The 22276-nt window shown below is 62.6% G+C and carries 23 protein-coding genes and 1 tRNA gene; 12 read left to right on the forward strand and 12 right to left on the reverse strand.

The features are described 5' to 3' along the window. Positions 1–91 precede the first annotated feature (91 nt). Positions 92–181: transfer RNA gene (locus tag ACESL9_RS11095), tRNA-Ser, on the reverse strand. Between the two features lie 211 nt (positions 182–392). Then, positions 393–1163, reverse strand: coding sequence for a hydroxyacylglutathione hydrolase (gene gloB / locus ACESL9_RS11100; RefSeq protein ID WP_372609397.1), 771 nt, complete (start codon positions 1161–1163; stop codon positions 393–395). Positions 1164–1225: 62 nt separating this feature from the next. Here gloB and ACESL9_RS11105 point away from each other — a divergent pair, with 62 nt between their 5' ends. After that, positions 1226–1963 carry a class I SAM-dependent methyltransferase gene (locus tag ACESL9_RS11105; protein WP_372609399.1) on the forward strand — a complete coding sequence of 246 codons (738 nt, stop codon included), beginning with the start codon at positions 1226–1228 and terminating at the stop codon, positions 1961–1963. Between the two features lie 36 nt (positions 1964–1999). Here ACESL9_RS11105 and ACESL9_RS11110 read toward each other — a convergent pair whose 3' ends face one another. Further along, positions 2000–2812, reverse strand: a complete 813-nt coding sequence (locus tag ACESL9_RS11110) for a hypothetical protein (protein WP_372674830.1) — start codon at positions 2810–2812, stop codon at positions 2000–2002. A gap of 471 nt (positions 2813–3283) precedes the next feature. Here ACESL9_RS11110 and ACESL9_RS11115 point away from each other — a divergent pair, with 471 nt between their 5' ends. From ACESL9_RS11115 to ACESL9_RS11140, 6 genes are all read left to right on the forward strand, one after another. Then, on the forward strand, positions 3284–3844 hold the full coding sequence (locus ACESL9_RS11115) for a F0F1 ATP synthase subunit delta (protein WP_372674831.1): 561 nt from the start codon (positions 3284–3286) through the stop codon (positions 3842–3844). Then, on the forward strand, positions 3845–5383 hold the full coding sequence (gene atpA / locus ACESL9_RS11120; protein WP_372609405.1) for a F0F1 ATP synthase subunit alpha: 1539 nt from the start codon (positions 3845–3847) through the stop codon (positions 5381–5383). 14 nt (positions 5384–5397) lie between these two features. After that, a complete protein-coding gene (locus ACESL9_RS11125; protein ID WP_372609407.1) occupies positions 5398–6273 on the forward strand; it encodes a F0F1 ATP synthase subunit gamma in 876 nt (291 codons plus the stop codon). 21 nt (positions 6274–6294) lie between these two features. Then, entirely contained in the window at positions 6295–7719 is a 1425-nt protein-coding gene (gene atpD / locus ACESL9_RS11130; RefSeq protein ID WP_372609409.1) for a F0F1 ATP synthase subunit beta, read from the forward strand. Positions 7720–7779: 60 nt separating this feature from the next. Then, positions 7780–8178 carry a F0F1 ATP synthase subunit epsilon gene (locus tag ACESL9_RS11135; RefSeq protein WP_372609411.1) on the forward strand — a complete coding sequence of 133 codons (399 nt, stop codon included), beginning with the start codon at positions 7780–7782 and terminating at the stop codon, positions 8176–8178. Positions 8179–8322: 144 nt separating this feature from the next. After that, positions 8323–8673, forward strand: coding sequence for an H-type lectin domain-containing protein (locus tag ACESL9_RS11140; protein ID WP_372609413.1), 351 nt, complete (start codon positions 8323–8325; stop codon positions 8671–8673). 21 nt (positions 8674–8694) lie between these two features. On the opposite strand, the gene ACESL9_RS11145 is transcribed toward ACESL9_RS11140, so the two are convergent. Further along, entirely contained in the window at positions 8695–9705 is a 1011-nt protein-coding gene (locus tag ACESL9_RS11145; RefSeq protein ID WP_372609415.1) for a ribose-phosphate pyrophosphokinase, read from the reverse strand. 118 nt (positions 9706–9823) lie between these two features. Here ACESL9_RS11145 and ACESL9_RS11150 point away from each other — a divergent pair, with 118 nt between their 5' ends. Beyond that, positions 9824–10423 (forward strand): 2-hydroxychromene-2-carboxylate isomerase, encoded by a 600-nt coding sequence (locus tag ACESL9_RS11150; protein WP_372609417.1) that lies wholly within the window; start codon positions 9824–9826, stop codon positions 10421–10423. A 1-nt stretch (position 10424) separates the two neighbouring features. Then, positions 10425–11258, forward strand: coding sequence for an alpha/beta fold hydrolase (locus ACESL9_RS11155; RefSeq protein WP_372674832.1), 834 nt, complete (start codon positions 10425–10427; stop codon positions 11256–11258). A 93-nt stretch (positions 11259–11351) separates the two neighbouring features. On the opposite strand, the gene ACESL9_RS11160 is transcribed toward ACESL9_RS11155, so the two are convergent. From ACESL9_RS11160 to ACESL9_RS11185, 6 genes are all read right to left on the reverse strand, one after another. Further along, positions 11352–12398, reverse strand: a complete 1047-nt coding sequence (locus ACESL9_RS11160) for a threonine aldolase family protein (protein WP_372609421.1) — start codon at positions 12396–12398, stop codon at positions 11352–11354. Beyond that, entirely contained in the window at positions 12398–12868 is a 471-nt protein-coding gene (locus ACESL9_RS11165; RefSeq protein WP_372609423.1) for a YcgN family cysteine cluster protein, read from the reverse strand. Before ACESL9_RS11165 ends, ACESL9_RS11160 begins: the two co-directional genes overlap by 1 nt. Beyond that, entirely contained in the window at positions 12865–13803 is a 939-nt protein-coding gene (locus ACESL9_RS11170; RefSeq protein ID WP_372609425.1) for a bifunctional riboflavin kinase/FAD synthetase, read from the reverse strand. Before ACESL9_RS11170 ends, ACESL9_RS11165 begins: the two co-directional genes overlap by 4 nt. 77 nt (positions 13804–13880) lie before the next feature. Beyond that, on the reverse strand, positions 13881–14324 hold the full coding sequence (locus ACESL9_RS11175; protein WP_372609427.1) for a MaoC family dehydratase: 444 nt from the start codon (positions 14322–14324) through the stop codon (positions 13881–13883). A gap of 105 nt (positions 14325–14429) precedes the next feature. Beyond that, entirely contained in the window at positions 14430–15305 is an 876-nt protein-coding gene (locus ACESL9_RS11180; protein WP_372609429.1) for a TIGR01459 family HAD-type hydrolase, read from the reverse strand. A gap of 242 nt (positions 15306–15547) precedes the next feature. Beyond that, positions 15548–16468 carry a manganese-dependent inorganic pyrophosphatase gene (locus ACESL9_RS11185; protein ID WP_372674833.1) on the reverse strand — a complete coding sequence of 307 codons (921 nt, stop codon included), beginning with the start codon at positions 16466–16468 and terminating at the stop codon, positions 15548–15550. Between the two features lie 293 nt (positions 16469–16761). On the opposite strand from ACESL9_RS11185, the gene ACESL9_RS11190 reads away from it, so the two are divergent. Next, positions 16762–17418: a DUF2161 domain-containing phosphodiesterase gene (locus tag ACESL9_RS11190; protein WP_372609433.1), complete on the forward strand. Its 657-nt coding sequence runs from the start codon at positions 16762–16764 to the stop codon at positions 17416–17418. A 297-nt stretch (positions 17419–17715) separates the two neighbouring features. Here the strand turns inward: ACESL9_RS11190 and ACESL9_RS11195 are convergent, their stop codons facing one another. Both ACESL9_RS11195 and ACESL9_RS11200 read right to left on the reverse strand, forming a co-directional pair. Beyond that, on the reverse strand, positions 17716–18597 hold the full coding sequence (locus ACESL9_RS11195) for an alpha/beta fold hydrolase (RefSeq protein ID WP_372609435.1): 882 nt from the start codon (positions 18595–18597) through the stop codon (positions 17716–17718). A 17-nt stretch (positions 18598–18614) separates the two neighbouring features. Next, positions 18615–19604 carry a TraB/GumN family protein gene (locus ACESL9_RS11200; protein ID WP_372609437.1) on the reverse strand — a complete coding sequence of 330 codons (990 nt, stop codon included), beginning with the start codon at positions 19602–19604 and terminating at the stop codon, positions 18615–18617. Positions 19605–19952: 348 nt separating this feature from the next. Here ACESL9_RS11200 and groES point away from each other — a divergent pair, with 348 nt between their 5' ends. Next, positions 19953–20264, forward strand: coding sequence for a co-chaperone GroES (gene groES, locus ACESL9_RS11205; RefSeq protein WP_372609439.1), 312 nt, complete (start codon positions 19953–19955; stop codon positions 20262–20264). A gap of 61 nt (positions 20265–20325) precedes the next feature. Continuing rightward, complete coding sequence (gene groL / locus ACESL9_RS11210) at positions 20326–21975, forward strand: chaperonin GroEL (protein ID WP_372609441.1); 1650 nt, start codon at positions 20326–20328, stop codon at positions 21973–21975. Positions 21976–22276: the final 301 nt, after the last annotated feature.

The raw sequence follows: 22276 nt of genomic DNA on the forward strand, positions 1-22276 counted from the left end.
GAAAACTGACCGCCAATCTGCTTTCCATCTCGCCTTTCAACCAGACATCCCACGCATAACCCGACCAGGAGAACGCTTTCGAGAGGGCAAGTGGCGGAGACGATGGGATTCGAACCCACGAGACCCTTCCGGGCCTACTCCCTTAGCAGGGGAGCGCCTTCGACCACTCGGCCACGTCTCCGACGCCCCGTTTAAAGATCTGGTGGCACCGGGACAAGGGGCAATCAAGATAAATCACGTCGGGTCGGGGCAATTCTTCACAACCGCTGCGATAGCGTTGTCGCCACGCTTGCGAGGAAGACACGCGTCTTGGAATGGCCAAACCCTCGAGTTTCAACCTTTTCCTGGCTGCGAGACGATCCCCAAACGGCTTCTCTGATGGCTGACGGAGTTCAAAAATTGTCCTTGGCCTTGCGCACGGCGGCGAAGACCTCTGCCGGGTCGGCGCCGGTCAGCCCGACGGAGGACTGAACTTCGGCGACGTGCCCACGCAGGAAGGGGTTGGTGTCAAGCTCCAGTTGCAGCTTGGAGGGCACGGTGAAGCGGCCTTCGGCGCGGGTGGCCTCGATTTCCTTGGCGCGCTGTTGCAGGGCCGGGTTGCCGGGTTCGATCGTGAGCGCAAAACGGGCATTGGCGGCGGTATATTCGTGGCCCGAACAGATCAACGTGTCGGGGGCGAGGGCGGCGAGTTTCGACAGGCTGTCAAACATCTGCGCGGCACTGCCCTCGAAGAGCCGACCGCAGCCCAATGCCATCAGGCTGTCGCCGGTGAAGGCATAGCCCGATTCGGGGAAGTGATAGGCGATGTGGCCGACGGTGTGGCCGGGCACGTCGATCACGCCGATCCATTCTATGCCCACGGTAATGGTCTCGCCCTCTTTTACCTTGAGATCGAGAGGTGGCAGGCGGTGGGCATCGGCGGCCGCACCGATCACGACCGCCTCGGGCCAGTCGCGTTTCAGCGCGTCAAAGCCTTCGACGTGATCGTGATGGTGATGTGTGAGCAGGATATGGGTGAGCGTCCAGCCACGCCGTTCCAGTTCGGCGGCGATGGGGGCCGCTTCGGGCACGTCCACGAGAGCGGTGTCGCCTGTATCGGGGTCATGGACCAGAAAGGCGTAATTGTCCGACAGGCAGGGGATTGTGACGAGATCGAAGGCCATGGCGTTTCGCGCTCCTGTTGATATTGTAGGGGCCAGAGTGACCGATCCGGAGCCGGGCCGCAATGCATCTTGATGTGCAGGATCTGCGCAACTTCTATTACCGTAGCACGTTGGGGCGGGCAGCGCAGGATGTGATCCGCGGGCAGATGCTTGAATTCTGGCCCGAGGCCAAGGGTCAGACAGTGGTGGGCTTTGGCTTTGCGGTGCCGCTTTTGCGACCCTATCTGGCCGAGTCGCGGCGGGTTGTGGCGCTGATGCCGGGGCCTCAGGGGGTGATGGCGTGGCCCTCGGGCATGCCCAATGTCAGCGTGCTGAGCGAGGAGACGCATTGGCCGATCGAGACGGGGCGGGTAGACAAGCTTGTCGTGTTGCACGGGCTGGAGACCAGCGAGATGCCGAGCGCGGTGTTGCAGGAATGCTATCGGGTGCTGGGGCCGGGGGGCAAGGTGCTCTTTATCCTGCCCAACAGGGCCGGGCTGTGGAGTCGCAATGACCGCACGCCGTTTGGCTATGGCCGACCTTACACGCTGGGCCAGCTTGATGCGCAACTCAAGGCGCATGGGTTCCTTGCGGGAGAACAGCGCACGACGCTCTATCAGCCGCCGAGCGCGCGACGGTTCTGGCGCAGGACCGCTTCCTTCTGGGAGCGGGTAGGCCGGTCGGTGCCGATGATCGCACCGGGCGGTGTCCTGATGGTGGAGGCGTCGAAGCGGGTACCTGCTCCGAGCGGCGGGCTGGGCGTTCGGGTCCAGCGTCCGATCTCGATTCTCGATCCCAAGCCCGAGGCCAAGCCGGCCTAGTCGAAGGGTCGCCGCGTATGTGCGCCACGCTACGGATCAGCGGCGGATCTCGACCGAACCGGCGATCGGGCCGGTAAGGGCGAGCGAGGGATTGTGATTGATCTCGCCGAATTCATGCCTTGCCCCGGATTCGAGATCGGTGAAGTATCCTTCATTGCCAAGCCAGATCCACGCGATAGCACGAAAATCAGGCGCACCGAGGCTGGTTGCGAATTTCGCGGTAATCGCGCCGGGGCTGAGTGGTGGGCTGCCTGGTGGCGACTGGACCAGCACAATCGAGCTGTGGGTATCACTGGACCCGGCGGTTTCAGTCGTTTCGATGAAGCGGATTGCATGGACCGGACCCTGCGTCGTGGGGGGCAGCTTGATAGAAATCCGAGAGTCGGGATGGCTCAGATCGAAAAAGCGTTCGGGTGGTGGACCGTCTCGCCGCCAGTCATGGCACGGAGCAAAGCAATGACGGACGGGTTCCGACGGGGACCTGTCGCCCGAAGCGGACGCGGGCGGGTATAGACCTTCTCCCTTAAGAGCGCCGACAGTGATCGCGGCGGGGGCAGTATGAGGCACTGGTGGGGGCGTGAGTGTCTTGCTGTCACTCAGCGACAAGAGCACCACCGCGTCGCTCGGCAATTTGGACAGACCGGGCAGGTGTATCAGCAATGGCGGCGCATTGGGCATGACCGAAAGCGAGAGTTCGATGCGGTTTGCGGCCTCGTTGTGATGCTGGCTGAGTTGGGGAGTGGACCTGTCAAGCAAGGCATCGGGCAGGGCGATTACGAGCATGTCCTCGTCCGGGTCGAAGCCCGGCATCTCACATGGCGATTCGGCATAGGCGATGGAGATGTCCATGAACTGCATTCTTGAATGACCGAAATGACCATGAAACCTGCTGCGTGCCGTTACGCGCGGTGCACGCCAGTTTCGCGATCCCCGGGGGCAGAGTCAAACCATCCCTGACATGCAAATGGCACCCTTTGCGGGGGCATCGCGTATTTGGTAGCGTTAACGATTCAAAGGCCGGATCGCTGCCGCAACGACAAGGAATCGCGAAATCGGACCTGAATGTTCGCATTTTTCGCGCGCTGTTTTTTGTGCAAACGGTCGCACTTCTGTTAAGTATCTGAAAAAACGTTATATTCATGGGTGCAGGATTCGATTATAGCAGGTTGCTAGGTTCGATGGGCTCTGCTACACCCGCCCCGATTTCGACGTTTTGCGAGAGCAAGGCGACCAACGCCCCCGGATGCCATGCGGCTGGAGCAAAGGCTCTGCGCCGTGTGTGGCGTGTCAAACCGGGGCCAGAAAATCGGAAGGGTGGATGTGTCCGAACCAGCTTCGATCTCAACCGGCATCGCTGCGCGCTATGCCACGGCCGTGTTTGAACTGGCCAAGGAATCCGATAATTTGGCTGACTTGGAAGGCGATATTGCCGCGCTTGAAGATGCGCTGGCCGAAAGTGCCGATTTCAATTCGCTGATCTCGTCGCCGCTCCATTCGCGAGACGTGCAAGCCAGGGCAATGTCCGCGATCGCGGACAAGATGGGCCTTTCGCAAACGATGGCCAGTACGCTTGCTCTGATGGCCGCCAAGCGCCGGCTTTTCGTTCTGCCCCAGCTTGTCCGGGCCCTGCGCGCCGCGATTGCCAAGGACAAGGGCGAGGTGACAGCGGATGTGGTGAGTGCCAAGCCCCTGACCAAGACGCAGGAGAGCAAGCTTGCCAAATCGCTCAAGTCCAGCTTCGGCAAGGACGTGATCATAAATTCGACCGTCGATGAAAGCCTCATCGGCGGTCTTGTCGTCAAGGTAGGTTCGAAAATGATCGACACGTCGATCCGCTCGCGCCTGAATTCTCTCCAGAATGCAATGAAAGAGGTCGGATAAATGGGTATCCAAGCAGCAGAGATTTCTGCGATCCTGAAGGACCAGATCAAGAATTTCGGCAAGGATGCCGAGGTTGCCGAGATCGGCCGGGTGCTGTCGGTTGGCGACGGGATTGCCCGTGTTCACGGGCTGGACAAGGTTCAGGCCGGTGAGATGGTCGAATTCCCCGGTGGTATCCGGGGCATGGCGCTCAACCTCGAAACCGACAATGTGGGGATCGTGATCTTCGGATCTGACCGCGACATCAAGGAAGGCGATACCGTAAAGCGCACCAACGCGATCGTGGATGTGCCGGTTGGCGATGAGCTTCTGGGACGCGTGGTGGATGGGCTTGGCAATCCGATCGACGGCAAGGGGGCGATCGAAACCTCCGAGCGCAGCCTGGCCGATGTGAAGGCGCCGGGCATTATCCCGCGTAAATCGGTGCACGAGCCGATGGCCACCGGCCTCAAGGCCGTCGACTCGATGATCCCGATCGGGCGCGGTCAGCGTGAATTGATCATCGGTGACCGTCAGACCGGCAAGACCGCGGTGGCGCTCGACACGATCCTCAACCAGAAGACCTATAACGACGCGGCCGGAGACGACGAGAGCAAGAAGCTCTATTGTGTCTACGTGGCGGTCGGCCAGAAGCGTTCCACGGTTGCACAGCTTGTCAAGAAACTCGAGGAAACCGGCGCGATCGACTATTCGATCGTGGTGGCGGCGACGGCCTCGGACCCCGCGCCGATGCAGTTTCTAGCCCCCTATGCGGCCACCGCGATGGCCGAGCATTTCCGCGACAACGGGCGCCACGCGCTGATCATTTACGATGACTTGTCGAAACAGGCCGTGGCCTATCGCCAGATGTCGCTGCTGCTGCGCCGTCCGCCGGGGCGTGAAGCCTATCCGGGCGACGTGTTCTACCTTCATTCGCGTTTGCTGGAACGCTCGGCCAAGCTCAACGAGGATCATGGCTCGGGCTCTCTCACGGCGCTGCCAATCATCGAGACACAGGCCGGGGACATCTCGGATTTCATCTCGACCAACGTGATTTCGATTACGGACGGGCAGATCTTCCTGGAGACCGATCTCTTCTATCAGGGCGTGCGCCCGGCCGTGAATACCGGCCTTTCGGTGAGCCGTGTTGGCGGTTCGGCCCAGACCAATGCGATGAAATCAGTTGCCGGCCCAGTGAAGCTGGAACTGGCGCAATATCGAGAGATGGCGGCCTTTGCGCAATTCGGGTCCGACCTCGATGCGGCGACGCAGCAGTTGCTGAACCGCGGTGAGCGTCTGACCGAGCTGATGAAACAGGCGCAATACTCGCCGCTGACCAATGCCGAGATCGTCTGCGTGATCTATGCGGGCACCAAGGGTTATCTCGACAAGCTGCCGGTGAGCGATGTCGGGCGGTTTGAGCAGGGGCTGCTTGCGCATCTGCGCAGCAAGCACAAGGATGTGCTCGACTACATCACCAAGGAGGATCCCAAGATCAAGGGAGACGCCGAGGACAAGATCAAGGCCGCGATTGACGAGTTCGCCGCAGACTTCGCGTAAGGGGAGATCGGGCAATGGCCAGTCTCAAGGATCTGAAAAACCGGATCTCGTCGGTCAAGTCGACCCGCAAGATCACCAAGGCCATGCAGATGGTCGCCGCGGCAAAACTGCGCCGGGCGCAGGAGGCCGCGGAAATGTCGCGGCCTTACACCGAGCGGTTCAACGCGGTGATCGCCAAGCTCGCCGCGTCGGTGGGTGACGCCGAGAACGCGCCGCCGCTTCTGGCCGGAACTGGCGCGGACAACGTGCATCTTCTGGTGGTGATGACCGCGGAGCGCGGCCTGTGCGGCGGTTTCAATGCGAATATCGCCAAACTTGCGAAGGCCGAAGCGTCGAAGCTGGCGGCCGAAGGCAAGACAGTCAAGATCATCACCGTCGGCAAGAAGGGCCGCGACGCGATGAAACGCGACTATGGTGATCTGTTCATCGACCATGTCGACCTGAGCGAGGTTAAGCGCGTGGGCTTTGGCGATGCCCAGGCTATCGCGACCAACGTTCTCGAACGGTTCGACGCGGGCGAGTTCGACGTGGCCAAGATCTTCTTTTCGCGGTTCGAAAACGTAGTCTCGCAGATCCCCACCATGCAACAGGTCATTCCGGCTGAAGTGGGCGACGAGGCGGCAGCCGACGCGGATAGCTTCTATGACTACGAGCCCGACGAGACCGAGATTCTGTCCGAGCTTCTACCCCGCGGAGTCGCGACGCAGATATTCAGCGCCTTGTTGGAGAATGGCGCCTCGGAGCAGGGCGCACGGATGTCGGCGATGGACAATGCAACCCGCAACGCGGGTGAGATGATCGACAAGCTGACCATCGAATACAACCGCTCGCGTCAGGCCGTGATCACCAACGAGCTGATTGAAATCATTTCCGGCGCGGAAGCGCTGTAAGACAAACCGGAGACGAAACACATGGCAAACGCAAAAGGCAAAGTCACGCAGGTGATTGGCGCCGTGGTGGACGTGCAGTTCGACGATCACCTGCCGGCGATCCTCAACGCGCTGGAAACCGACAACAATGGCAAGACGCTGGTCCTCGAAGTGGCGCAGCACCTGGGCGAGAATACAGTGCGCACGATCGCGATGGATGCGACCGAGGGCTTGGTGCGCGGCCAGGAGGTGACTGACACCGATGCACCTATCATGGTTCCCGTGGGCACAGCCACGCTGGGCCGGATCCTCAACGTGATCGGCGAGCCAGTTGACGAGAAGGGTCCGATTGAAGCCGAAGAAAAACGCGCCATTCACCAACCGGCCCCGGATTTCTCCGACCAGTCCACCGAGTCGGAGATCCTCGTGACAGGGATCAAGGTCGTCGACCTGCTGGCCCCCTATGCCAAGGGCGGCAAGATCGGCCTTTTCGGCGGCGCCGGCGTTGGCAAGACGGTTCTGATCCAGGAGTTGATCAACAACATCGCCAAGGTACATTCGGGCCTCTCGGTCTTTGCCGGTGTCGGTGAACGGACCCGTGAGGGCAATGACCTTTACCACGAGATGATCGATTCCGGCGTTCTGACCCCTGACAATCTGGCCGATTCCAAGATCGCGCTGGTCTATGGTCAGATGAACGAGCCGCCGGGTGCGCGTGCGCGTGTGGCGCTGACGGGGCTGACCCTTGCCGAGCAGTTCCGCGACGCATCGGGTGCGGACGTTCTTTTTTTTGTCGACAACATCTTCCGCTTCACGCAGGCAGGTTCCGAGATGTCGGCCCTTCTGGGCCGTATCCCCTCTGCCGTGGGCTATCAGCCAACGCTGGCCACCGACATGGGTGCCATGCAAGAGCGGATTACCTCGACGACCAATGGCTCGATCACTTCGATCCAGGCCGTCTATGTCCCTGCGGACGACCTGACCGACCCGGCGCCCGCAACCACCTTTGCCCACCTCGATGCGACCACGGTGCTTAACCGTGCAATCTCTGAACTGGGTATCTACCCGGCCGTGGATCCTCTCGATTCGACCTCGCGGCTGATGGACCCGCTGATTATCGGCGAGGAGCATTACAGCGTGGCTCGCGACGTGCAGGAAATCCTGCAGCGCTACAAGGCGCTCCAGGACATCATCGCGATCCTCGGCATGGACGAGCTTAGCGAAGAGGACAAGCTGACCGTGGCACGGGCGCGCAAGATCCAGCGCTTCCTGTCCCAGCCGTTTGACGTGGCCAAGGTCTTTACCGGCTCGGATGGTGTGCAGGTTCCGCTCGAAAAGACCATCGACAGCTTCAAGCGGGTCGTGGCGGGCGAGTTCGACCACCTGCCCGAAGGCGCGTTCTACATGGTTGGTGACATCGACGATGTGATCGCAAAAGCCGAGAAGCTGGCCGCTGACGCTGCGTGATCCCGGGCGTCCCCCGGTTGTTTATTTGGGCGGGGGGCTTCGCCTGGAAAGGAGATGAACATGGCTGATACGATGCAATTCCATCTGGTGAGTCCCGAGCGGCAACTTGCCTCTCTTGCGGTGGCGGAAATTCAGATGCCGGGCGCAGATGGCGATCTCACGGCGATGCCGGGCCATGCGCCTTTGATCACGACGTTGCGACCCGGTGTGGTTCGGGTGAAAGGTCCCGAAGGTGAAGCGGCGTTTCTCGTGACCGGCGGTTTTGCCGAGATCGGCGCCGATACCGCAAGCGTCCTGGCCGAGCTTGCCAAACCGGTCGCTGATGCATCGGCGGCTGATCTTGATCCGCTGATCGAGGCGACCACGGCGACGGCGACCGAAGCGTCGGGAGCCGCGCGTGACCGGGCCGACAAGCAACTGGCCGATCTCAAGGCTTTGCGTGACATGGTGGCTGGCTGACACCGGAACGACTGGACAGACCGAAGATCTAGGAAAGGCTCTGATCTATATCAGGGCCTTTTTCTTTTGCAAAACAGGGAATTTGAGGCGAGTCTTGAAGCTGATCGTTTGGATCTGCGGAGAAAACGCCGCGAAAGGCGAAGTATGAAACGGCTTACGGCAAACACCATTGGCATCCTTCAGGGAGACGAAACACTATTCGAGGATTTCGAGGATGGCGGTGAAATGTGGACCGGGACGGGCCAGCGTGAGCGGCGCAAACCAGTCCAGTTTTCCGAAGCCTTCACCGAAGCGCCGGTAGTCCATTGTTCCTTGTCACTTTGGGATGTTGATAACGGGGCCAACATTCGGGCCCATGTTGAGGCTGAAAATGTTCACGGCGAGGGTTTCGAACTTGTGTTTCGGACATGGGGCGACACGAGGATCGCACGTGTGCGCCTGGCGTGGATCGCGATCGGGCCATTGGCCAACGAAGATGATTGGGAGCTCTACTGACACCTGTTCTCAGGATGATAATCAGAAAATACCCTCGTAAATCGGCTCCAGCATCTCGGTGTCAAACAATGAACTGACGCTGGTACCATTCCAGATGTTCAGAATCGCCTGGGCGAAAAGCGGTGCGGTGGGAAGGATGCGGATATTGGGTGCGGATCTTGTTGGCTCGCTGGCCTCGATGGAGTCAGTGATCACCAGAGATTTCATCACCGATTTGGTGATCCGTCCCACCGCGGGGCCCGAGAGCACCCCATGCGAGATGTAGGAGTGGACCTCGCTCGCGCCATTCTGCATGATCACCTCGGCGGCCTTGCACAGCGTTCCGGCAGTGTCACAGATGTCATCGACGATGATGCAGCATTTTCCCTCGACATTGCCAATCACGGTCATCTCGGCCACCTCGCCGGGTTTTTCGCGGCGCTTGTCTACGATGGCGAGCGGGGCATTGATCCGCTTGGCCAGTTCACGTGCCCGGGCGACCCCGCCGACATCGGGCGAGATGACCATCACATCCGAGAGCCGGTCGGCGAACTGCTTCATGATATCAAGGGCAAAGAGTGGAGAAGCGTAGAGGTTGTCGACGGGAATGTCGAAAAACCCCTGGATCTGGGCCGCGTGGAGATCCATCGTCAGCACCCTTTCGATCCCCGCTCCCACGATCATGTTGGCAACGAGCTTGGCCGAGATCGGCGTGCGGGCCTTGGTGCGCCGATCCTGACGGGCATAGCCGAAATAGGGAATCACGGCGGTGGTGCGCGAGGCCGAGGACCGGCGCAACGCGTCGGACATGATGAGTAGTTCCATCAGGTTGTCATTGGCCGGATTCGAGGTCGGCTGAATGATGAACATGTCTTCGCCGCGAACATTCTCGAACACTTCGACAAAGATCTCGCCGTCGTTGAAGCGTTCAACTCGGGTATCGACAAGTTGGGTATTGACCCCTCTATGCATCGACATGCGCCGTGCAATGCCCTTGGCGAGAGTCAGGTTGGCATTACCCGAAATGAGCTTCGGTTCCTTGGTGATTGGCATGGCGGCTTGGTCCCCGGGTGCGTCTGGCGTGACAGAATCGTGACGTTGACACCGCTTAGCATCTCTCTAGGGTCTGGCAAAGATGTGACCCCCCAAGTCTTGCGCGAAGGAGAGGAATTTGGCCCGGATCGAGTACTATTTTTCCACGCTGAGTCCCTATGCCTATCTGGCGGGTCCGCGGCTCGAGGAGATTGCTGCGCGGCACGGGGCTGCCATCACCTACAAACCGATGGACATTGCCGCCGTGTTTGCGCGCACCGGTGGTACACCATTACCCGAGCGGACCCCGGCGCGGCAGGCCTATCGGTTGCAGGAATTGCGCCGCCAGTCGCAGAAGGCAGGGTTGCCACTGACCCTGGAACCGGCCTTCTTTCCTACCAACCCGGCGCCCTCGTCTTATGCGGTCATCGCGGCGCAGGCGGCAGGTGGAGGGAATCTGGGGGCGCTGGTGCACTGCCTCTTGCGGGCTTGCTGGGCGGAGGAGCGCAATATTGCCGAGGAAGAGGTGGTGCAGGACTGCCTGCAGGCGGTGGGGTTCGATCCGGGATTGACCATGAGCGGACTTCTGAGCGGAGCCGAGACTTATGCCCGAAATACCGAGGACGCGGTTGCAGCGGGTGTGTTCGGTGCGCCATTCTATATCTGCGAGGATGGCGAGATGTTCTGGGGCCAGGACCGGCTTGAAGATCTCGATGCGCATCTGGCGGGTGAGCTCTAGGATGGTCAAGGACATTAGAGGCGGCCACCCGACATTCTGGACCGAGTTCGGCGCTGGCCCGCGCCGGGCGCTTCTGATCCATTGTTCGCTGGCCCATTCCGGTGCGTGGAAGGGGCTGGCCGCGCATCTGGGGAATGAACTGACTATGCGGGCCTATGACCTCCCGGGCCATGGGCGCAGCGATGACTGGACGCCTGCGCGCGACATGCAGGAGATGTCGGTTGCGATGGCGGCGGATGTGGTCGGTGATGACGGGCCGATGGATGTGATCGGCCATTCCTTCGGTGCCACGGTGGCCATGCGGCTGGCGATCGAGCGGCCCGAGCTGGTGCGCAGCCTCGTTCTGATCGAGAGTGTGTTCATCGCTGCGGCGCTGGCCGACAATCCGGAGCTGGTGCCACAGCATGATGAGATGAATGCCGGGTTCCGGGAGGCGCTGGTTGCGGGCGACCGGCGCGAAGCGGCGCGCGCCTTCATGCGCGATTGGGGCGACGGGCGACCGTGGGAGAGCCTGCCGCAAGAGCAGCGCGACACGCTGGCTGCAAAGATCCACCTGATCCAGGCCAACCAGGCGACGGTTCTGGAGGACCGCCCGCGGATTCTGGCGGATCGCAAGATTGAGGCGCTGGACGTGCCGGCGCTCTTGCTACGCGGGGCCGAAAGCTCGGTCTTCGTAGGCCCGACCCATGCGGCGATTGCCCGGCGGCTCAGCGGCGCGCGGGATGTGGCGATCGAGGGGGCCGGGCATATGGCGCCGATCACCCATCCGCGTGCGGTGGCTGATCTGGTCTTGGAGTTCCTCGCGGACGTGCCCGAGCGGGCGAATGCGGATTGAACTGCGAAGGGAGGGCGCTGCCCCCGGGGCGCAAAACGCGGCGCGTTCTGTCACCTTCATCCCCTGAGAATTTCGGGCAGGATGAAGGTTGGATCAGCCCCGGGCCACGTCGAGGAAACGGTCGATCTCATGATCGGGCATGGACCAGTCGCAAACGAGGCGGGCGGGCAGTGGCTCGTCAGGGTCGCCGCGGTCGAGCGTGTCGGACAGGATGTGATAGACCGCACCGGCGGCAACGAGGCGCTGATGCATGGCGCGGGGCATGTGGGTGTAGATCATGTTGGCGTCGGGTGTGCCGTCGATGCGCACACCGGGCAACGCGCGCAGGCCACTGGCAAGGTGCGCGCAGCCCGCGTTGGCGCGCCGCGCGAGATCGAGCCAGAGGTCGTCGGCGAGATAGGCCTGCATCTGGGCCGAGAGGTAACGGTGTTTAGAGAAGAGATGCCCGCCCCGCTTGCGGCGCAGTTCGAACTCCCAGGCCGGGGCGGGATCGAAGAAGATCACTGCCTCGACACCGATGCAGCCGTTCTTGGTCCCGCCGAAGGAAACCGAGTCAATGCCGCTTTTCCAGGTCATCTCGGCCGGTGTGCAGCCCAACGCCACCAGCGCATTGGCAAAGCGCGCGCCGTCGAGATGGGTCTTGAGTCCGTAGTCGCGCGCCGTGGCAGTGAGGTCGGCAATATCATCGAGGGAATAGACATGGCCGCGCTCGGTGACCTGGGTGATCGAGACGGGGCCGCGCTGAGGCCCGTGAACGCCGCGGTTGCCCTCGCCCTCGATGGCGGTGCGCAGCGCGTCGGGGGTCATGCGGTCGCTGTCGCCCACCAGGGTGAGCTTGGCCCCGCCGGTGTAGAACTCGGGCGCGTTGCACTCGTCCTCGTGAATATGGGCAACCGGCGAACAGAAGATGGTTTGCCAGGGCGCGGTGAGGCTGGCCAGGGCGAGCGCATTGGCGGTGGTGCCGGTGGCGACGAGATAGACCGCGGCCTCGGGCGCCTCGAAAAGCGTGCGGATGCGCTCGCGGACCTCGTCCATGATCGCGTCGTCGCCATAGCCCATGGCAAAGCCTTCGTTGGCGCGGGTGAGCGCGTCGAGAATGGCCGGGTGGGCCGGGCCGGAATTGTCGGAGGCAAAGAACATCAGGTGGGCTCCTCGATGATATGGTTTTCCCAATCGTCTTCGTCGATCTCGAATTCGGGGACGGTGCGGTGCTGCATCGACACGCCTGCATCATGGACCGATTGCGCCGTGCCGGTCAAAAGCGGGTGCCAATCAGGCAGGGAATCGCCCTGCCAGAGCCGTTTATAGGCACAGGTTTTGGGCAGCCAATAAGCGCTTCTTTCAATCGTGGCGGGGTCGAGCGTGATACACTCGGGCACGAACTGATGGCGGATCGTGTATTGAGCGCAGCGACAGGTCGTGTCGTCGAACAAGCGGCAGGCGACGCGGGTCAGCGCGACCTCGCCGGTTTCTTCATCTTCGAGCTTGTTGAGGCAACATTTGCCGCAGCCGTCGCAGAGCGCTTCCCATTCGGCGCGGGTCATGCGGTCGAGCGGGGTCGATTCCCAAAAGCGAGGGCGCAGGCCGGTGCGGTCGATCGGGTCGGTCATGTCTGGGCGAGGATGTGGCGGGCGCGGGTGCAGTCGGCATCCATCTGCGCGATGAAGGCGTCGAGGCTGTCGAATTTTTCCTCGGGGCGCAGGTATTCGACCAGCCCCACCGAGAGCGCGGCGCCGTAGAGGTCACCCGAGAAATCGAAGAGGTAGGTTTCGAGGTTGGGTCTTTCACCGTCGAACATGGGGCGCACCCCGATCGAGGCGGCACCACGATAGCTTCCCTTGTGTGGACCGTCGAGCACATCTACCAGCACGGCATAGACACCGAAGCGCGGCGGGTGCAGCCCCCCGATCGACATGTTGGCGGTTGGATAGCCCAGCTCGCGGCCGCGCTGATCGCCGGTGATCACCCGACCCTCGATCCGGTGCCAGTGGCCGAGCATGGCGGCGGCGTCACGTGAACGGCCTTCGCTCAGCGCGGTACGGATCGCCGTCGAAGACACTTCGCCCCGCTCGCCCTCGATCAACTTGGCGATGGTGACGCCAAAGCCCATTTGCGCGCCGAAAGTTCTGAGGTCATCGGCATTGCCCGCGCGGCCCTTGCCAAAGCAGAAATCGGCCCCAACGACGATATGTCGGAGGCCGAGCCCGTCGCGGATGATGCGGGCTGCGAACTCCTCGGGCGAGAGCGACGAGAGGGTGGCGTTGAAATTGAGCTCGTAGAGCCGCTCGACACCCAGTTTCTCAAGCCTGTGGGCGCGGGCGGCCGAGCCGGTCAGGCGAAAGGGCGGGGCGTCGGGTGCAAAGAACTGGCGTGGGTGCGGCTCGAATGTGACGATGCCGAGCGGCGCGCCGATCCTTGCGCCCTCGGTACGGGCAATGTCGATCACCGACTGGTGGCCGAGGTGCACACCATCGAAATTTCCGATGGCGGCCGAGGCGCCCTTGTCGGCAGGCGAGACGAATTGATGATCGCGGATGATGCGCATGGCGCGGGTCTAGCGGCGCGGCGGAGCGGGTGCAAGCGGGGAGCGCGCATGCTGCGAGATTTGGGGCGCCCCTGCGGTCAGTCGAACTTGGTCGAAGGGGCCAGCACCGTCGCCTCGCCCACCAGCACCTTCTTGCCGTCGACAAGGCAGCGGCAATCGAGCGTCACGCGGCGCTTGGCATGTTCGATACCCACCACCTCGACCTCGGCCAGCACCATGTCTCCCGGGCGCACGGGGGCGAGGAACTTGAGGCTCTGGCCCATGTAGATCGTACCGTGGCCGGGGAGCTGTTCGCCTATCACTGCCGAAATCAGCCCGGCGGTGAGCATGCCATGGGCAATACGGCCCTCGAAGATCGTGTCGCGGGCATAGTCGTCGTCGAGATGGACCGGGTTGCGGTCGGTCGAGACCTGCGCGAACATCTCGATATCTTCGTCTGTCACCACCTTTCGCAGGTGACGGGTCATGCCCATCTCGATTTCCTCGATGGTAATGGTTCCGCGTGGCAGGTTATCCAACATTCCGCCCTCCAAAGGCTGGTCTTTTGCGCAACTTTCAGGTGTCTTGAAGGCCCATTTTGGAACTTTATTACTTTGCAGATGCAGAAAGGCAAGCCCTGATTTGGTTTAGCGTAGCTGTCCGATGGCATAGTCGGGCGAAATCTTCTCGGTGGAAAGATAGGCGTCGAGCGCCTCCTTGTCGGGTTGCTGCGTTGTCTTGGTGATCTCGCGGGCCAGACCGCCAGTGATGTAAAGGGAATCGATCTCTTCGCCCATCGCCCCCTGGATGTCAGTATGCAACCCGTCGCCGATGGCGAGGATGCGACTGTCGGAGGGTGGCGGCCCGAGCTCTGCCAGACGGCGGCGCGCAAGATCGTAGATCGGCGGATGGGGTTTTCCGAAATAGAGGCTTTCTCCGCCCATTTCGATATAGAGCCGGGCCAGGGCCCCGGCGCACCATTCGCGCACCTCGCCACGATCGACCACGATATCGGGATTGGCGCAGAGCAGTTTCAGACCCTTCTGCTTGGCGTAGAGAAAGGTGGGGCGGTTCACATCCGGGTCAGCCAGGGGATCGTCGGGACCGCAGCAGACGATGCCTTCGGCCTCCTGCAATGGGACAAGCTGGATATCGACCGGGTTCTCGATCACTTGCATCGGTTCGAAGAAGTCTTCGTCGCGGTCCCATTCGCCCATAAATAGTACCTTTTCCCCCACGATCCCGCGGAACATCGCGGCGCGGGCGCTGTCGCCGGAGGTGGCGATCGTGTCCCAGGCGTCGCGGGCGACTCCGAAGATGTCGAGCTGCGCGGCAACGCCCTTGCGCGGTTTGGGCGAGTTGGTCACGAGGACCACCTTGCCGCCGCGGACGCGGTAGTCCTGCAATGCCTTGACCGCGGCCGGAAGGGCGCGCACCCCGTCATGGACGCAGCCCCAGAGATCGACGAAAAGTGCGTCGTAGCTGTCCGAGACCTGGGCGAGGCAGTCAATGATGCGGGTCATGGGCATTCCTTTGGCTGAGTTGCGTCAGGTATGGCAGGGGCGCCGGAGGATTGCCAGCGTTTCACGAAGCCTCGGCATGTGGGGAGCGAGCCCCCTTTGCTATCCAGGTATTTTCGGCGAGATGAAGATCGCGAGACGGGCGCTTGCGCCGATGTCGCATCAGTGGGATCGCACCGGGGAAAGGCAAAGCCGCAAGAAGGGCGCCGTCGACAGCGCCCGTTTTCCTGTTTTTTATCAGTCTATTAGAATGACAGGTTGGGGATGATCTGTTTCTTGCGCGACATGATGCCGGGCAGAACGACCGTGTCGCCCTCGGGCCGTGCGTCAAAGCTTTTTTCAGCCACGGTTTTCACCAGATCGTTGGGCACGAGGAGAGTGGCCTCTTCGTTGAGGATGTCCACGACGAAGAGTAGCACCTGGTCGACGCCGTCTTCTTTCGCGACCTGCACCATGGTTTCCATCAGGCTGTCCTTGCGGTCGAGCACGGTGGCGGGAGCGGTGGTTTCGAGCACGGAGACGCGGAATTTCGTGTTGGATACTGCGTATTCCTTGGAGTCCATGCGGATCAGTTCGGCATCCGAGAAGCTGGAGACATCGGATTTCGCGGCGAACATCTCGGCGGCGTAGTCGGGGATCGAGATGCCGAGGTCGGCGGCCAGTTTCTCGGCCACGGCGCGATCATGATCTGTGGTCGTGGGCGAGCGGAATTCGAGCGTGTCCGAGAGGATGCAGGTCAGCGCGGCCCCTTTGATCGCATCCGGTAGCCTGTTGTAATCATTGCCAATCATGTCGAGCATGATCGTGGCGGTGCAGGCGAGAGGGCGGATGGTGATGTTGATCGGGGCCCTGGTTTCGAGGCCGCCGGCGAGCTTGTGATGGTCGATGATTTCCTGCACATCCGCAGCGTTGATTCCCGCGGGCAGCTCGGCGGGATTGTTGGTGTCGACCACGACGCAGGCCTGGCCGCCATCGACGTCCGAGATGATCGCGGGCTTGTCGAGCGCCCAGCGGTCCAGCATGAACGCGGCTTCGGTGTTGGGCTCGCCCAGGAGCACCGGCTTTGCCTCTACACCTTTGATTTCATTGAGATACCAGGCCCAGAGAATGGGCGAACCGGTGGAATCGGTATCGGGCGATTTATGGCCGAAAACGAGCGTGGTCATGGTGTCACTGTCCTGTCTGATGCGGATCGAAATAGATGATTTCGCGCGCCTTATAGGGGCACGCGACGCGGATGTCACGGGGGCGCGGGCGGGTTTTTGCCGCAGTGCAGCATTAAGGGTTAACGTCGCGGGATCACGAGAATGAGGGGGGTGATCTCCGGCTGCTGCCCGGCTGCCATGCGTGCACCGCCCGATCGCGGCCCGGGGTGTTGCAGACGAGCGTTAACGCGCCGTGCGATGGCCCCCCTGCGCCGGGGCTTTCATCGCCCGGGGCGGGGGGCTAACCTGCCGCCATGGCAACGCTGCGTGAAACCGATCTCTACCCGCCCGTCAAGGCGTGGCTTGAAACCCTTGGCTACGTGGTCAAGGGCGAGGTCGGGGTGGCGGATGTCGTGGCCTGCCACCCGGGCGAAGCGCCGGTGATCGTCGAACTCAAAACCGGATTCTCGCTCCAGCTCCTGCAACAGGCAGTGGCGCGGCAGGCAGTGACCGATGCGGTTTATGTTGCTGTGCCGCGCTGGACGGGCAAGGCGGGCTGGCGCAGCTTCAAGGGCAATGTCGGGCTGTGCCGGCGGCTCGGGCTGGGAGTGCTGTCGATCCATCTGGAGGCGGGAGCGGTGCAGGTGCATTGTGATCCGGCACCGTTCCGGCCGCGAAAGTCGAAACTGCGCCGTGCCCGGCTTCTGAAGGAATTCACGGCGCGCGCGGGCGATCCCAATGCGGGCGGCATGACGCGCGAGACCATCGTCACGGCCTATCGGCAGGGGGCGCTGAAATGCGCTTCCTACCTCGCCGCGGCAGGCCCGAGCCGCGGGGCCGAGGTGGCGCGCGCAACCGGCGTGGCGCGGGCGACCACGATGATGCGCGACAACCATTACGGCTGGTTCGAGCGGGTCGACAGGGGTGTCTATGCGTTGAGCGAGAGCGGTCGGGCGGCGCTCGACGCGTGAGCGCGCAGGGGCGCGGCGCAGGGGCCCGCCCGCCCACCCGGTCGCGGTTTCCCCGAAACCGCGACCGCCCCCGCGCCGCGCCCCTGCACGGTTTCAGGCCGGCGGAATGCAGGAGACGGGGTGAGTGAGTATTTTTCCCAAGAAAGAACATGGAGCTGAAGCGCGGCCTTGGCCGTGCCTCTTTCCCGGAGAAAATACGCAGGCACAGGTTTGCCGGATGCTGGACGGTGCGGAAAAGCGCCTTGCCGCCGGGCCTGGCGAAACGCGTGGCACAATGTCTCCTGGTGGATTGCGCCTCTACGCCTGCCTGCGGATGAAATCACAGACCAGCGAGACGATTTGCGGTGCGAGAAGCGGCGTGATGATGTGGCCCATGCCCTTGATCGCGTGGAATTCGGCGCCGGGGATGTGATCGGCGATTTCCCGCCCCAGCTCGACCGGGATCAGGGTGTCGTCGACCCCGTGGATCACGAGGCAGGGGGTGGTCAACTCGCCGAGGCGGGGGCGGCGATCGGGGGCGGCGAGCGTGGCCAGAAGCTGGCGGTTGATGCCTTCGGGGTCGGCGCTGCGCGCCCAGGCGAGGCGGGCTTCGGCGCGGATGTCCTCTTCGGCCACGGGAAAGCCGGGCGAGCCGAAGGAGGCGTGGCCCGCGACCCAGTTGTCCTGCGCCTCGTCGAGGGTTTCGGGGCGCGCGAGCAGCCGCGGCAGCATGTCGGCGATCCGCCCGCGCTCGAGCAGCGGGCGCGCGGCGGTCATGACGATGGTGGCGCTCAACAGCCTGTCGGCGTGATCGAGGGCGAGGATCTGGGCGATGGCGCCGCCCATGGAAATGCCGAACACATGCGCCTTGTCGATGCCGCGCGCGTCCATGATGGCGATCACGTCCCGGGCCATGTCGTCGAGCGTGTAGGCAGGGGGGATGCCGGTGCCCGACATCAGTTTTTCGGTGATCTCGTCGGGATCGCCGGGCACGCCGGGGGTGGGGAAGCGTTGCGAGAGGCCGACATCGCGATTGTCGAAGGTGATCGTGCGCAAGCCCGCGTTGACGAAGCCCTCCACGAGGTTCTCGGGCCAGTGGACAAGCTGGGTCCCGAGGCCGCGGATCAGGATCATGGCAGGGGCGTCGGCGGGGCCGTGATCCTCGATCTCGAGGGTGATGTCGTTGGCGGTGATCTGCATGGGGTCTCGATCCTTGGTCAGTCGAAAGGCAGGGGCGTGATTGTGTATCCGGCGCGTTCAAGCCGGCGCAGGAGGCCGCTTTCGCCCATGAGATGCGCGGCACCGACGGCGACAAAGGCGTTCTGGCCCGGGGTGTCGGCCGCATCGGCCAGCAGGGTTTCGGCCCAGTCATGGTTGCGCTCGGTCAGCAGGACGCGTTCGAAGAGGGTGAAATCCTCCTCGGCACCCGGCCCGCCATGGTCGAGCGAGATCTTGCGCCCCAGTTCCCAGATGAGCGCGATCTCCTGGCGCAGGTAGGCATTGAGCAGGGTCGTGCCCATATCGTCGGGGTCGATCTCCATGTCGAGCGCGAGGCGGATCATGTCGAGTTGCGTGTCGGGGGGGAAGGCGTCGAAGATCCGCAGGGGCGTCATCGGATCTTCGATCGAACGGGTCGCGTGGCCTTCGTCATGCAGCGTCCGGGCAAGGCGACCGTCGATGCCTTTCGCGCCGGACTGCTGTTGCTTGAGGCCGCAGGGGCTGAGCCCCAGCATCATCGAGACGAAGACCGGCCGCATCTTGGCGGTCATGAAGGCGGGAAAGCCGCGCGCGGCCATCTGCTGGCGCAATTCCTGCCATTCGTCTTCCTCGAGCCGTTCGGGAAGGGTGGGGCCGTCGGCGATGAAGATGACGCCGGGTTGCGTTGTGGCCCTGCGTTCGAAATCCTGCGCGTCGGGGGCGTTCATTTCGAAATAGGCAATGTCGGCGGCGCGGGCGCGCGGCAGGAGTGCGTCGAGATGGGCCTCGGTCCGCTCATGCGGCAGGTGATAGGTGCCGAAGATCGTGAAGCGGGTGCTGTCCTTCGTCGCCTGCCAGAGCAGGCCGTGGCCATGGGGCGTTCGTTCGGCGCGGGTCTCGAGTGCGGCGCGCTCGGATTCGGGCATGGTGGTGAGCAGGTCGGTGCCGCCACAATCGAGTGCGAGCACGGGGCGGGCGAGCAGCAGGAGGGCAACGAGAAGGAATCGCAAGGGTCGGGCTCCGCTCGGGCTGGTGGGATTCGGGGGCAGGGTAAAGCGTTTCCGGGTCCAACGGAATTGAAACGCGCTGTCTCTGCTTTCGGTCGAACGCGGGTTTCGATACGGGTGGTGTGGGGCAAACCTCCAACACTCGGGCGTGGTTGCGGGATGGTCCTGACCCCACAACCCGCGGGTGGTGCGCGAAAGGGACCAGTTTTGCCGAAACGCTCTCTTGACAGGCGCGGGGCGTGGCCTTAGCTATGCGCCGTTAGCACTCGAACCCAGTGAGTGCTAATGCCCGCTCACGTGCTACGGGCGTGACGGGCTCGGGAGAAACGACTGTCTCAGAGGAGTGCAGAGATGGCATTTACACCGCTTCATGACCGCGTGGTCGTGCGCCGCGTTGAAAGCGAAGAGAAAACCGCAGGCGGGCTGATCATCCCCGACAGCGCCAAGGAAAAGCCGGCGGAAGGTGAAGTCGTCGCAGTTGGCGCGGGCGCGCGCGACGATGACGGCGAGCGCATCGCCCTTGATGTCAAGGTTGGCGATCGCGTTCTGTTCGGCAAATGGTCGGGCACGGAAGTGACGATCGACGGCGAGGAGCTGTTGATCATGAAAGAGTCCGACATCATGGGGATCATGGACGGGTCCAAGGCGGCCAAGGCAGCCTGAATCCCGCGGATCGTGATCTGATCTGACCGTTTCAACGAACGAAAATGCAAGGAGATTGCACATGTCTGCAAAAGACGTGAAATTCAACACGGACGCCCGCAACAAGATTCTCAAGGGTGTCAACACGTTGGCCGATGCGGTCAAGGTGACGCTCGGCCCGAAAGGCCGCAACGTGGTGCTGGACAAGAGCTTCGGCTCGCCGCGCATCACCAAGGACGGCGTATCCGTCGCCAAGGAAATCGAGCTTGAGGACAAGTTCGAGAACATGGGCGCGCAGATGGTCAAGGAAGTGGCCAACCGCACCAATGACGAAGCCGGCGACGGCACCACCACCGCGACGGTTCTGGCCCAGTCCATCGTCAAGGAAGGCATGAAGGCGGTCGCCGCCGGCATGAACCCGATGGACCTCAAGCGCGGGATCGACCTGGCAACGCTCAAGGTCGTCGAGGCGATCAAGGCCGCGGCGCGTCCGGTCGACAACAGCGATGAGGTTGCACAGGTCGGCACCATCTCGGCCAACGGCGAAGCCGAAATCGGCCGCCAGATCGCCGACGCGATGCAGAAGGTCGGCAACGAGGGCGTGATCACCGTCGAGGAGAACAAGGGCCTCGAAACCGAAACCGACGTCGTCGAAGGCATGCAGTTCGACCGCGGGTTCCTGTCGCCCTATTTCGTGACCAACCCCGACAAGATGATTGCCGATCTCGATGACTGCATGATCCTGCTGCACGAGAAGAAGCTGTCGAGCCTTCAGCCGATGGTTCCGCTGCTCGAAAGCGTCATCCAGTCGCAGAAACCGCTGCTCATCATCGCGGAAGATGTCGAAGGCGAAGCCCTCGCAACACTCGTGGTGAACAAGCTGCGCGGTGGTCTGAAAATCGCCGCCGTGAAGGCGCCGGGCTTTGGCGACCGTCGCAAGGCGATGCTTCAGGATATCGCGATCCTGACCGGTGGCCAGGTGATCAGCGAAGATCTTGGCATGAAGCTTGAAAATGTCACCATGGACATGCTCGGCACCGCCAAGAAGGTCACGATCACCAAGGACGAGACCACCATCGTCGACGGCGCTGGCGAGAAATCCGAGATCGAGGCGCGCGTCAACCAGATCCGCACCCAGATCGAGGAAACCACCAGCGATTACGACCGCGAGAAGCTCCAGGAGCGTGTTGCCAAGCTCGCCGGTGGCGTGGCCGTGATCCGCGTGGGCGGCATGACCGAAACCGAGGTGAAAGAGCGCAAGGACCGCGTCGATGACGCGCTGAACGCCACCCGGGCCGCCGTTCAGGAAGGCATCGTGGTCGGCGGTGGTGTCGCGCTGGTTCAGGCAGCCAAGGCTCTCGACGGGCTTCAGGGTGCCAATATCGACCAGAATCGCGGCATCCAGATCGTGCGCCTCGCGCTTGAGACGCCGCTGCGCCAGATCGCCGAGAACGCCGGGGTCGATGGTGCTGTCGTGGCTGGCAAGATCCGCGAAAGCGAAGACAAGTCCTTCGGCTTCAACGCGCAGACCGAAGAATATGGCGACATGTTCAAGTATGGCGTGATCGACCCGGCCAAGGTGGTGCGCACCGCGCTTGAGGACGCATCCTCGATCGCCGGTCTGCTGATCACCACCGAAGCCATGGTGGCCGACAAGCCGCAGAAAGAAGGCGCCGGTGGCGGTGCTGGCGGCGGCATGCCCGACATGGGCGGTATGGGCGGCATGATGTAATCACAATTCCCGCGGGAATTGTGATGCGACAGGCGCCCGGCCTCGGGGCCGGGCTGCCGAGAGCCAAAAGGCGAATTCGCGCCAGCGAATTCTGTCCGGGCGAAAGTGCAAAGGCGCCGTAGTGCGCCTTTGTCACGAGAGCCAGCTGCTTAGGCCTTGCAGGTTTGGAAGGGGCTGCCCAACAAGGGTGGCCCCTTTTCATTTGAGGACAGGCCCCGGACCTGTGCAGCCGCGCGCGGGTGCCCTGCGCGGGACGGGGGCGACAGCTGGGCCTGTCCGGTCTATCTTCTGTGCAAAGGAG

The sequence above is a fragment of the Aquicoccus sp. genome, from assembly GCF_041686535.1.
Taxonomy (GTDB): domain Bacteria; phylum Pseudomonadota; class Alphaproteobacteria; order Rhodobacterales; family Rhodobacteraceae; genus Aquicoccus.

Excerpts from the sequence above, each read along its gene's own strand:
- ACESL9_RS11105 (WP_372609399.1), top strand. The coding sequence starts at position 1,226 with ATGCATCTTGATGTGCAGGATCTGCGCAACTTCTATTACCGTAGCACG.
- ACESL9_RS11190 (WP_372609433.1), top strand. The coding sequence starts at position 16,762 with ATGGCAACGCTGCGTGAAACCGATCTCTACCCGCCCGTCAAGGCGTGG.
- ACESL9_RS11125 (WP_372609407.1), top strand. The coding sequence starts at position 5,398 with ATGGCCAGTCTCAAGGATCTGAAAAACCGGATCTCGTCGGTCAAGTCG.
- groL (WP_372609441.1), top strand. The coding sequence starts at position 20,326 with ATGTCTGCAAAAGACGTGAAATTCAACACGGACGCCCGCAACAAGATT.
- ACESL9_RS11140 (WP_372609413.1), top strand. The coding sequence starts at position 8,323 with ATGAAACGGCTTACGGCAAACACCATTGGCATCCTTCAGGGAGACGAA.
- atpA (WP_372609405.1), top strand. The coding sequence starts at position 3,845 with ATGGGTATCCAAGCAGCAGAGATTTCTGCGATCCTGAAGGACCAGATC.
- ACESL9_RS11135 (WP_372609411.1), top strand. The coding sequence starts at position 7,780 with ATGGCTGATACGATGCAATTCCATCTGGTGAGTCCCGAGCGGCAACTT.
- ACESL9_RS11170 (WP_372609425.1), bottom strand. The coding sequence starts at position 13,803 with ATGCGCATCATCCGCGATCATCAATTCGTCTCGCCTGCCGACAAGGGC.
- ACESL9_RS11110 (WP_372674830.1), bottom strand. The coding sequence starts at position 2,812 with ATGGACATCTCCATCGCCTATGCCGAATCGCCATGTGAGATGCCGGGC.
- ACESL9_RS11180 (WP_372609429.1), bottom strand. The coding sequence starts at position 15,305 with ATGACCCGCATCATTGACTGCCTCGCCCAGGTCTCGGACAGCTACGAC.
- ACESL9_RS11155 (WP_372674832.1), top strand. The coding sequence starts at position 10,425 with ATGGTCAAGGACATTAGAGGCGGCCACCCGACATTCTGGACCGAGTTC.
- ACESL9_RS11160 (WP_372609421.1), bottom strand. The coding sequence starts at position 12,398 with ATGTTCTTTGCCTCCGACAATTCCGGCCCGGCCCACCCGGCCATTCTC.
- groES (WP_372609439.1), top strand. The coding sequence starts at position 19,953 with ATGGCATTTACACCGCTTCATGACCGCGTGGTCGTGCGCCGCGTTGAA.
- ACESL9_RS11175 (WP_372609427.1), bottom strand. The coding sequence starts at position 14,324 with ATGTTGGATAACCTGCCACGCGGAACCATTACCATCGAGGAAATCGAG.
- ACESL9_RS11165 (WP_372609423.1), bottom strand. The coding sequence starts at position 12,868 with ATGACCGACCCGATCGACCGCACCGGCCTGCGCCCTCGCTTTTGGGAA.
- ACESL9_RS11195 (WP_372609435.1), bottom strand. The coding sequence starts at position 18,597 with ATGCAGATCACCGCCAACGACATCACCCTCGAGATCGAGGATCACGGC.
- ACESL9_RS11145 (WP_372609415.1), bottom strand. The coding sequence starts at position 9,705 with ATGCCAATCACCAAGGAACCGAAGCTCATTTCGGGTAATGCCAACCTG.
- ACESL9_RS11185 (WP_372674833.1), bottom strand. The coding sequence starts at position 16,468 with ATGACCACGCTCGTTTTCGGCCATAAATCGCCCGATACCGATTCCACC.
- gloB (WP_372609397.1), bottom strand. The coding sequence starts at position 1,163 with ATGGCCTTCGATCTCGTCACAATCCCCTGCCTGTCGGACAATTACGCC.
- atpD (WP_372609409.1), top strand. The coding sequence starts at position 6,295 with ATGGCAAACGCAAAAGGCAAAGTCACGCAGGTGATTGGCGCCGTGGTG.